General features: G+C 36.3%; 15 protein-coding genes. 13 read left to right on the forward strand and 2 right to left on the reverse strand.

What is annotated here, in order from left to right; all coding sequences use genetic code 11:
* Window positions 1-127: 127 nt before the first annotated feature.
* Complete coding sequence (locus tag BFA01S_RS19900; protein WP_066235074.1) at window positions 128-640, forward strand: DUF3231 family protein; 513 nt, start codon at window positions 128-130, stop codon at window positions 638-640.
* A 32-nt stretch (window positions 641-672) separates the two neighbouring features.
* Here BFA01S_RS19900 and uvsE read toward each other — a convergent pair whose 3' ends face one another.
* Entirely contained in the window at window positions 673-1,638 is a 966-nt protein-coding gene (gene uvsE, locus BFA01S_RS19905; RefSeq protein ID WP_066235077.1) for a UV DNA damage repair endonuclease UvsE, read from the reverse strand.
* A gap of 77 nt (window positions 1,639-1,715) precedes the next feature.
* Window positions 1,716-1,985, reverse strand: coding sequence for a hypothetical protein (locus tag BFA01S_RS19910; protein WP_066235080.1), 270 nt, complete (start codon window positions 1,983-1,985; stop codon window positions 1,716-1,718).
* Window positions 1,986-2,168: 183 nt separating this feature from the next.
* Here BFA01S_RS19910 and BFA01S_RS19915 point away from each other — a divergent pair, with 183 nt between their 5' ends.
* From BFA01S_RS19915 to BFA01S_RS19970, 12 genes are all read left to right on the forward strand, one after another.
* Complete coding sequence (locus BFA01S_RS19915) at window positions 2,169-2,510, forward strand: hypothetical protein (protein WP_066235083.1); 342 nt, start codon at window positions 2,169-2,171, stop codon at window positions 2,508-2,510.
* Window positions 2,511-2,547: 37 nt separating this feature from the next.
* Window positions 2,548-2,808 carry a metal-sensitive transcriptional regulator gene (locus tag BFA01S_RS19920; protein WP_066235086.1) on the forward strand — a complete coding sequence of 87 codons (261 nt, stop codon included), beginning with the start codon at window positions 2,548-2,550 and terminating at the stop codon, window positions 2,806-2,808.
* Window positions 2,809-2,889: 81 nt separating this feature from the next.
* On the forward strand, window positions 2,890-3,117 hold the full coding sequence (locus BFA01S_RS19925) for a sulfurtransferase TusA family protein (protein ID WP_066235089.1): 228 nt from the start codon (window positions 2,890-2,892) through the stop codon (window positions 3,115-3,117).
* 50 nt (window positions 3,118-3,167) lie between these two features.
* Window positions 3,168-3,644 (forward strand): DsrE/DsrF/DrsH-like family protein, encoded by a 477-nt coding sequence (locus BFA01S_RS19930; protein ID WP_066235091.1) that lies wholly within the window; start codon window positions 3,168-3,170, stop codon window positions 3,642-3,644.
* A 22-nt stretch (window positions 3,645-3,666) separates the two neighbouring features.
* Entirely contained in the window at window positions 3,667-4,026 is a 360-nt protein-coding gene (locus BFA01S_RS19935; RefSeq protein WP_066235093.1) for a rhodanese-like domain-containing protein, read from the forward strand.
* Window positions 4,027-4,050: 24 nt separating this feature from the next.
* Window positions 4,051-4,347, forward strand: coding sequence for a rhodanese-like domain-containing protein (locus BFA01S_RS19940; RefSeq protein WP_066235109.1), 297 nt, complete (start codon window positions 4,051-4,053; stop codon window positions 4,345-4,347).
* 53 nt (window positions 4,348-4,400) lie between these two features.
* Complete coding sequence (locus BFA01S_RS19945; RefSeq protein WP_066235096.1) at window positions 4,401-4,955, forward strand: sulfurtransferase TusA family protein; 555 nt, start codon at window positions 4,401-4,403, stop codon at window positions 4,953-4,955.
* A gap of 14 nt (window positions 4,956-4,969) precedes the next feature.
* A complete protein-coding gene (locus tag BFA01S_RS19950; protein ID WP_066235099.1) occupies window positions 4,970-5,203 on the forward strand; it encodes a glutaredoxin family protein in 234 nt (77 codons plus the stop codon).
* A gap of 12 nt (window positions 5,204-5,215) precedes the next feature.
* The gene (locus tag BFA01S_RS19955) at window positions 5,216-5,611 is read left to right on the forward strand and encodes a DsrE/DsrF/DrsH-like family protein (RefSeq protein WP_066235100.1); all 396 of its coding nucleotides are present in this window, start codon (window positions 5,216-5,218) and stop codon (window positions 5,609-5,611) included.
* A gap of 43 nt (window positions 5,612-5,654) precedes the next feature.
* Complete coding sequence (locus BFA01S_RS19960) at window positions 5,655-6,782, forward strand: MBL fold metallo-hydrolase (protein WP_066235103.1); 1,128 nt, start codon at window positions 5,655-5,657, stop codon at window positions 6,780-6,782.
* Between the two features lie 25 nt (window positions 6,783-6,807).
* Window positions 6,808-7,035 carry a sulfurtransferase TusA family protein gene (locus BFA01S_RS19965; RefSeq protein ID WP_066235111.1) on the forward strand — a complete coding sequence of 76 codons (228 nt, stop codon included), beginning with the start codon at window positions 6,808-6,810 and terminating at the stop codon, window positions 7,033-7,035.
* Window positions 7,036-7,086: 51 nt separating this feature from the next.
* The gene (locus BFA01S_RS19970) at window positions 7,087-7,863 is read left to right on the forward strand and encodes a sulfite exporter TauE/SafE family protein (protein ID WP_066235106.1); all 777 of its coding nucleotides are present in this window, start codon (window positions 7,087-7,089) and stop codon (window positions 7,861-7,863) included.
* Window positions 7,864-7,976: the final 113 nt, after the last annotated feature.

Genomic DNA, 7,976 nt, shown 5'->3' on the forward strand with positions numbered 1-7,976 from the left:
GATGGAAGTTTCACTTTATTTAAGAAAAAACCTGCTTGTTAAATAAAAAAATAAGAACTGGAGATGATATAAACGTGCTTTTAAGGGAAGGTGGCACTAAACAATGAATAAAGTGAGGAGAGTCATAATGGGCATTTTAAGCGGGAATCCGACAGATGAACCAATGCATTATGGAGAAGTCTTCAGTACATGGTCATTTCTTTTAACGGCTAAAGGGTTGGTTGCAGGCTATCAAACCCATTTAAATCATACTGGGGACGAAGACTTGTATAAATTACTTGAGGAAGCAATTAACGGTGGACAGCAAGAAATAAAACAGATTGAGACATTACTGAAAGAAAATGGGGTTGGGCTGCCTCCGACACCGCCTGAAAGACCTAAGGCATGTTTGGAAGATATTCCAATAGGCGCACGTTTTCAGGATCCAGAAATAGCTGCTGCTCTTTCTATGCATATTGCCCAAGGGCTAGTAACATGCAGCTCTATTATCGGACAATGTGTCCGGGAAGATATTGCAATGATGTTTGGACAATTTCATCTTCAAAAAGCGGCACTTGCAGCAAAAGTACTAAGACTGAATAAAGAAAAAGGCTGGCTGGTCCCGCCACCGCTTCATCATTATAAAGCAGAGGATTGCTAGTTAAAGCAGAGCAGGTCATTTACCTGCTCTTTTTACTTTAAGTGAAAAGAAGACCCGTCAATTAGTTCGACATCATTTCTTTTCTTTACATCCTCCATCAACCGAAAAAGGGCGGCATCCTTTTGTTTTGCTTCAATCATACAATCAATCTGCGGAATGCTTCCGTTTATTTCTTTTAAAAAGTTAAAAAACATCTTAATATCTACATAATCAGAATGATGGCGGAACTCCTTATCACTTTTTGGACTTGATATATGCATCTTAATAGGTAAAGGGGAAGAAGACCATGTATGGACGACACGTTCCCAATTTTCCCGCCAATTTTCATTTTCATGGTGAGCAAGATGATGATGATAATCAAATACGAGCGGGATTTCTAATTTTTCACATAGATAAAGAGTATCATCCAATGTAAAAGAAGTATCATCATTTTCAAGCATAATCATCTTTTGGATAGGATTCGGTATATCCATCCAGTTATCGATAAAACGTTCTAATGATTTCTCAGTTTCTTTATAATTGCCTCCGACATGCATGACACAGCGGTGGACAGGATTAATTCCCATTCCTTTTAATAATAAATAGTGAAGTTTTAATGTTTTAATGGAATTTTTTAAAATATGTTTTTCAGTGGAATTAATAAGAACAAAATGATCAGGATGAAAATCGATCCTTATTTCATGTTTATTTGCAAAGTTTCCAACTTCTCGAAGTGCCTCTTTAAGCGGCTTCATATAATTCCAGTCAAGAAGTTCCTCGTGGCCTGCAAGCGGGATAAGTCTTGATGTTAACCGGTAAAAATGAATATCGGAAGCAGCATTATGTTTTAATAGCCTTAGTGTATTTTCCAGATTCGAAAGTGCGATTCTCTCTAATTTCCGGAGAGCGGCTTCCCGATCCTCAATTTTTTGAAACTGTGCAAATGTCATCGTTTTCGATGGTGATGCATTTTGGAGTTCCATACTCATTGCTACATAACCAAGACGTACAATCGTCATTTTATATCCACCTCGTACTTATGTATTGTAAACGTCAAGGTTATTATGGTCTAAAAAGAAATATTTTAACAAGATGATTAGTCTCCGCCGCCTCCTCCATCACCGCCGCTGTCACCTCCGCTCCCGCCGTCTCCATCACTGCCTGAAACATTAAACACATCCCAAAAAGAATCGCTATAGCTGTCAGTTCCTCTGCTTTTTTTGTTATTTCTGTTCATTTTTCTTTTTTTACCCTTTCTTAGCCATCTTATAATATTCATTAAGACAGCGAGTACATAAAGAATTAGAAAAATTATTGCAATGACAAAGATGATATTACCTATTTCGATAATAGTTTCCCAGTTCATTTCGATACCTCCTGTTTGTATATTGTACATCGTTTTATAGATAATGGATTCAATATTAGCTTAATTAGTTATAGAGAATGGAAGAAGTATCTTTTTTATGTTCAAATGGTTATTGACAATATACCTATGTGGGTATAATATAAACCTTGTTAGTAATTCTTAATAATTTAATGAGGGATAAAGATGATATTTTTAATTGTTATATTACTCGGATTAATTATCGGATTCCTTTATGTAAGATATTTTCCTATTTGGGGAGTTCCATGTATGAATGAACCGAGTAGCAGCATAAATTCCTTAACGGTTGTAGATGTTAGAGACTACACTCAATCATATAAAGACTCTGAACATGAGTCTGTTCATATCCCGGTCGGATATTTAAAAAGATATTTCCACGAAGTACCGGGTGGAGAAGTTCATATTATAGCTTCCAATTTTCTTGAAAGGAATATAAGTATCCGCTTTTTTAGAAGAAGAGGCTTTAACGTTACAGGATATACTTTAACCGATTGTGCCTGCGGGTAAAGCAGTATTTAGAAATATAAAAGAAAGGGGAATTGTTATGCAATATAATGACCAAATCAAAAACCGGGTAAAGCGAATGGAAGGACAGCTTCGGGGGATTTTGAGAATGATGGAAGACAATAAAGATTGCAAAGAAGTGATTACACAGTTATCTGCTGCCCGTTCAGCGATAGACCGGACAGTAGGAGTGATTGTCAGTTTCAACTTAGTTGAGTGCGTGTTAGAAGCGAATGAAAAAGGAGAACAAGCAGATGAATTAATAAAAGATGCCGTTAATCTGCTCGTGAAAAGCACATAAGAAGTATAGTTGACAATATTTTTTTCTTTTGATATTATACCCTTACGGGTAATGGTAAAAAGTAAATGGGAGGAATGAAAAATGACTGTAGATAAAGTGTTAGATGCAAAAGGTTTAGCATGTCCAATGCCTATTGTAAAAACAAAAAAAGCAATGAACGAATTAGAAACGGGTCAAGTATTGGAAATCCATACAACAGATAAAGGTGCTAAAAATGATCTTACTGCATGGGCTAAATCAGGAGGTCATGAATTAATCAAACATGAAGAGGAAAATGAAGTACTAAAGTTTTGGTTGAAAAAAGGCTAAATTTTTTTATAATAGAATATACCCTTATAGGTATAAGGAGGAAATGATAAATGGAAAAGAAAAGAACAACAATTGTATTATTCAGCGGTGATTATGATAAGGCTATGGCAGCTTATATTATCGCAAATGGCGCTGCCGCTTATGATCATGAAGTAACAATTTTTCATACTTTTTGGGGACTGAATGCATTGCGTAAAGATGAAACCATTCCGCTTAAGAAAGGATTTATGGAAAAGATGTTTGGGAAAATGATGCCAAGAGGTGCAGATAAGATGGGACTTTCCAAAATGAACTTTTCCGGTTTTGGCCCGAAAATGATTAAGAATGTAATGAAAAAACATAATGCAATGACATTGCCGCAGTTAATTGAGATGGCCGAGGAGCAAGAAGTGAAGTTAGTAGCATGTACGATGACGATGGATTTATTAGGTCTTCAAAAGGAAGAGCTTTTAAATAATATTGAATATGCTGGTGTTGCTGCCTATTTAGCAGATGCTGAAGAAGGTAATGTAAATTTATTTATTTGAATTTTCTTAAGGGGGAAATAAGATGGAGTATATAAACTATATTCTTATTACGCTCATTATGATCTTTTTTATCCAGCGCTTTCTGCCGACAAAAGGTGTTAAACAAATTACCACAGCTGAGTTAGCAAAGGAGCTAAATGATAAAAATAAGCAATATATTGATGTCCGAACACCTGGTGAGTTTAAAGCTAATCATATTCGAGGATTTAAAAACATTCCACTGCATCAGCTGGAAAATCAAGCACAGGAACTTTCAAAAGAAAAAGAGGTCATCGTCATTTGCCAAAGTGGGATGAGAAGTAATAAAGCGAGTAAATTATTGAAAAGACGAGGCTTTAAACAAGTGACAAATGTAAAAGGCGGTATGGGTGCCTGGGTATGATAAATAGACAGGGAGGACTGTATGGTGAAAGAAATAACTTCCAAAGAAGTGGAGCAACTGATAGGGGAAGGAAAAAGTTTAAATATAATTGATGTCCGTGAAGCTGGAGAAGTAGCAGAGGGAAAGATAAAAGGAACTGTTAATATTCCTTTAGGATTATTAGAAGCAAGAATGTCTGAGTTAGATAAATCAAAAGAATATATTCTTGTCTGTCGTTCTGGCGGAAGAAGCGGTCAGGCATGTCAGTTTTTAAACAGTTATGGATATAAAGTTATGAATATGACTGGTGGAATGCTTTCTTGGGAAGGAAAAACAGAGTAATTTTTTTCGGAAAATTATATACCCTTACCGGTATAAAAATAGGAGGTTTTATTATGAGAAATATAAAAGCAGATATTATTTTAGATGCAAAAGGATTAGCATGTCCAATGCCAATCGTAAAAACAAAAAAAGCAATGAATAATTTAGAATCAGGCCAAGTATTAGAAGTTCAGGCAACAGACAAAGGTTCAAAAGCTGATATGAAAGCATGGGCACAGAGCTCAGGACATCAATATTTAGGGACAGTTGAAGAAGACGATGTATTAAAGCATTATTTAAGAAAATCATCGAATGATGAGGCTATAGAAAGAAAATATCCAAATGTAGTAAACAATGAAGAGTTAGAGAAGCAATTGAAAGAAGATGAAAGCATTGTCATACTTGATGTAAGAGAAGCAGCAGAATACGCGTTTAACCATATTCCGCAGGCGATTTCAATTCCTTTAGGAGAATTAGAAAAGCGTTTAAATGAATTAAACAAGGATGATAAAATGTTCATTATTTGCCGTACAGGAAGCCGCAGTGATCTTGCATGCCAAAAATTAGCTGAAAAGGGATTTGAAAAAGTATTCAATGTTGTGCCAGGCATGAGTGAATGGAAGATCTAAGGAGGAAAAACACGATGAAATCAATTACAGTTTATTCAACAAATCAATGTCCATATTGTGTCATGTTAAAAAACTTTTTAAAAGAGCAAAGTCTATCCTTTAAAGAAGTAAATGTAGAAGAAAATCCGGAAATCGCACAGCGTCTCTTGAATGCTACAGGCAGAATGGGAGTACCGCAGACAGAGATCGATGGAAGATGGATTGTAGGGTATGATCCGAATACCATCATGAAAGTATTACAAAACTAGGAGGCTTCTATGATGAATAAAAGAGTAGCAATTATCGCAAGCAACGGCGGATTATTTGATGCATATAAAGTATTTAACATCGCAACTGCAGCAGCTGCGACAGATCAGGAAGTAACTGTTTTCTTTACATTTGAAGGATTAAATTTAATTCATAAGGAAGTGTATAAAGAGCTTCCGATACCTGAGGGGAAAGAGCATTTCAAAGAAGGATTTGCAAAAGCAAATGTTCCGGCAATTCCAGAGCTTGTGGCGATGGCACAAGAAATGGGTGTTAAATTTATCGGCTGTCAAATAACGATGGATGTAATGGGGTTAGAAAAAGAAGCATTTGTAGATGAAATGGAAGTTGGCGGTGCTGTCACGTTTTTGGAATTTGCTAAAGATGCGGATGTTACACTAACGTTTTGATCAAATTTTTTTACAATAAAATATACCTTAGGGGGTAATTTGGATGTCTTTAAATATAATGACTTCAAAAGAAGTAACGAGAAAAGTATTTAATAAAGAAGAATTGTTTATTTTAGACGTGCGAAACGAAAGAGATTTCAATGAATGGAAAATTGAAGGGGAGAACTTTCAATATTTGAACATTCCTTATTTTGAATTGCTTGACGGTGTAGAAGAAATACTCGGGAAAATTCCTTCTAATATAGATGTACTTGTTGTTTGTGCGAAGGAAGGATCTTCTCTCATGGTTGCAGAGATGTTGTCAGAAGAGGGACTTGAAGTTTTTTACTTACAAGGCGGAATGAAAGCTTGGAGTGAGCATTTGGAGCCAGTGAGAGTTGGAGATTTAACAGATGAAGGAGAAATTTATCAATTCGTCCGAATTGGAAAAGGCTGTTTATCATATATGGTCGTTTCAGGCGGTGAAGCAGCAGTTATTGATGCAACAAGAATGACAGATGTTTATCTTGAGTTCGCTAAAAGTATTGGAGTAAATATTACAAATGTTTTTGATACGCATCTACATGCTGACCATATTTCCGGTGGACGTAAACTTGCGGAAAAAACAAATGCAGCGTATTGGCTGCCGTCAAAAGATGCGACAGAGGTAACTTTTTCTTATAACGCATTAGAAGATGGCAATGAAGTAATGATCGGCAGCACTGCAATTAATATTCATGCTTTATACTCACCGGGGCATACAATTGGATCAACTTCTTTCGTAGTAGATGAGAAGTTTTTATTGTCAGGTGATATTTTATTCATTGATTCAATTGGAAGACCAGATCTTGCTGGGATGGCGGAAGACTGGGTTGGGGATTTAAGAGAAAGTCTCTATAAGCGTTACAGAGAATTATCAGAACGATTAATTGTTCTTCCGGCACATTTTATGATTATCGATGAATTAAATGCAGATGGCAGTGTATCTGAAAGATTAGGTGTATTATTTGAAAAAAATCATGGCTTAAATATTAAAGATGAAAATGAATTTCGAAAATTAGTAACGGAAAACTTACCGCCGCAGCCAAATGCATATCAGGAAATCCGTCAGACAAATATGGGGAAAATAAATCCTGATGAAGAAGAACAGCGTGAAATGGAAATCGGTCCGAATCGCTGTGCTGTCCGTTAATAAAACAAATAGGAGGCAATGAATGATGGAAGTGAAAAAAGTATTAGATGCAAAAGGTTTAGCCTGCCCAATGCCGATTGTACAAACAAAGAGAGCAATGAATGAACTTGAGAAAGATGAAGTATTAGAAATTCATACAACGGATAAAGGCTCCAAAAATGATCTTACTGCCTGGGTGAAATCAGGTGGGCATCAGTTATTAAAAGATGAAGAAGAGAATGGTGTTTTTAAGTTTTGGATTAAAAGAGGTTAATAGATAAGGGAACCGCTTTTGGTTCCCTTTCTCAGAAAAGGAGGGAGAACGATGGATTTCACGTTTATTATTACAATCTTCTTAATTGGATTTATAGGATCCTATATTTCAGGGATGCTCGGAATAGGCGGTTCCATTATTAAATATCCAATGCTTTTATACATTCCTCCCTTATTCGGCTTAGCGGCGTTTACCGCCCATGAAGTATCTGGAATCAGTGCTGTGCAAGTGTTTTTCGCGACGATTGGCGGAGTGTGGGCATATCGAAAAGGTGGCTATTTAAATAAAACATTAATTACGTATATGGGAGTCAGTATTTTAGCCGGAAGCTTCATAGGTGGATACGGTTCAAGAGTGATGACAGAAAGCGGGATAAATATTACTTACGGTATTTTAGCATTAATTGCAGCTGTTATGATGTTCATACCGAAGAAAGGGATTGATGATATCCCCTTTGATGAGGTGAAGTTGAATAAATGGGTTGCCGCCTCCTTTGCCTTTATCGTCGGTATCGGCTCTGGTATTGTTGGGGCAGCAGGGGCATTTTTATTAGTTCCGATTATGCTAGTTATATTAAAAATTCCGACAAGGATGACGATTGCTTCTTCATTAGCAATTACATTTATTTCATCAATCGGGGTGACTATCGGTAAAATTACGACAGGTCAAGTTGATTACATCCCGGCACTTATTATGATAGCTGCTAGTTTAATTGCATCACCACTCGGTGCTATGGCTGGAAAAAAGATTAATACGAAATTTTTGCAAATCATTCTAGCATTATTAATAGCGGCAACAGCAGTGAAGATATGGATGGACATTTTATAGTAATGACAAAGTGAATTTTTTATGAGGTTGTCCGAAAAGGGTGAAGATCAACCCTTTTCGGACAACCTGCTGAAAGGCCCTGTAATGAAAATCCAGTAAAATCAAGGATTTGG

Origin of the sequence: Metabacillus fastidiosus NBRC 101226, assembly GCF_001591625.1 — a bacterium.
In the GTDB taxonomy this organism is placed as follows: domain Bacteria; phylum Bacillota; class Bacilli; order Bacillales; family Bacillaceae; genus Metabacillus; species Metabacillus fastidiosus.

What these genes read in the sequence shown, in the direction of transcription:
- BFA01S_RS19900 (WP_066235074.1), top strand. Translation starts at nt 128, where the DNA reads ATGGGCATTTTAAGCGGGAATCCGACAGATGAACCAATGCATTATGGA.
- uvsE (WP_066235077.1), bottom strand. Translation starts at nt 1,638, where the DNA reads ATGACGATTGTACGTCTTGGTTATGTAGCAATGAGTATGGAACTCCAA.
- BFA01S_RS19910 (WP_066235080.1), bottom strand. Translation starts at nt 1,985, where the DNA reads ATGAACTGGGAAACTATTATCGAAATAGGTAATATCATCTTTGTCATT.
- BFA01S_RS19915 (WP_066235083.1), top strand. Translation starts at nt 2,169, where the DNA reads ATGATATTTTTAATTGTTATATTACTCGGATTAATTATCGGATTCCTT.
- BFA01S_RS19920 (WP_066235086.1), top strand. Translation starts at nt 2,548, where the DNA reads ATGCAATATAATGACCAAATCAAAAACCGGGTAAAGCGAATGGAAGGA.
- BFA01S_RS19925 (WP_066235089.1), top strand. Translation starts at nt 2,890, where the DNA reads ATGACTGTAGATAAAGTGTTAGATGCAAAAGGTTTAGCATGTCCAATG.
- BFA01S_RS19930 (WP_066235091.1), top strand. Translation starts at nt 3,168, where the DNA reads ATGGAAAAGAAAAGAACAACAATTGTATTATTCAGCGGTGATTATGAT.
- BFA01S_RS19935 (WP_066235093.1), top strand. Translation starts at nt 3,667, where the DNA reads ATGGAGTATATAAACTATATTCTTATTACGCTCATTATGATCTTTTTT.
- BFA01S_RS19945 (WP_066235096.1), top strand. Translation starts at nt 4,401, where the DNA reads ATGAGAAATATAAAAGCAGATATTATTTTAGATGCAAAAGGATTAGCA.
- BFA01S_RS19950 (WP_066235099.1), top strand. Translation starts at nt 4,970, where the DNA reads ATGAAATCAATTACAGTTTATTCAACAAATCAATGTCCATATTGTGTC.
- BFA01S_RS19955 (WP_066235100.1), top strand. Translation starts at nt 5,216, where the DNA reads ATGAATAAAAGAGTAGCAATTATCGCAAGCAACGGCGGATTATTTGAT.
- BFA01S_RS19960 (WP_066235103.1), top strand. Translation starts at nt 5,655, where the DNA reads ATGTCTTTAAATATAATGACTTCAAAAGAAGTAACGAGAAAAGTATTT.
- BFA01S_RS19965 (WP_066235111.1), top strand. Translation starts at nt 6,808, where the DNA reads ATGGAAGTGAAAAAAGTATTAGATGCAAAAGGTTTAGCCTGCCCAATG.
- BFA01S_RS19970 (WP_066235106.1), top strand. Translation starts at nt 7,087, where the DNA reads ATGGATTTCACGTTTATTATTACAATCTTCTTAATTGGATTTATAGGA.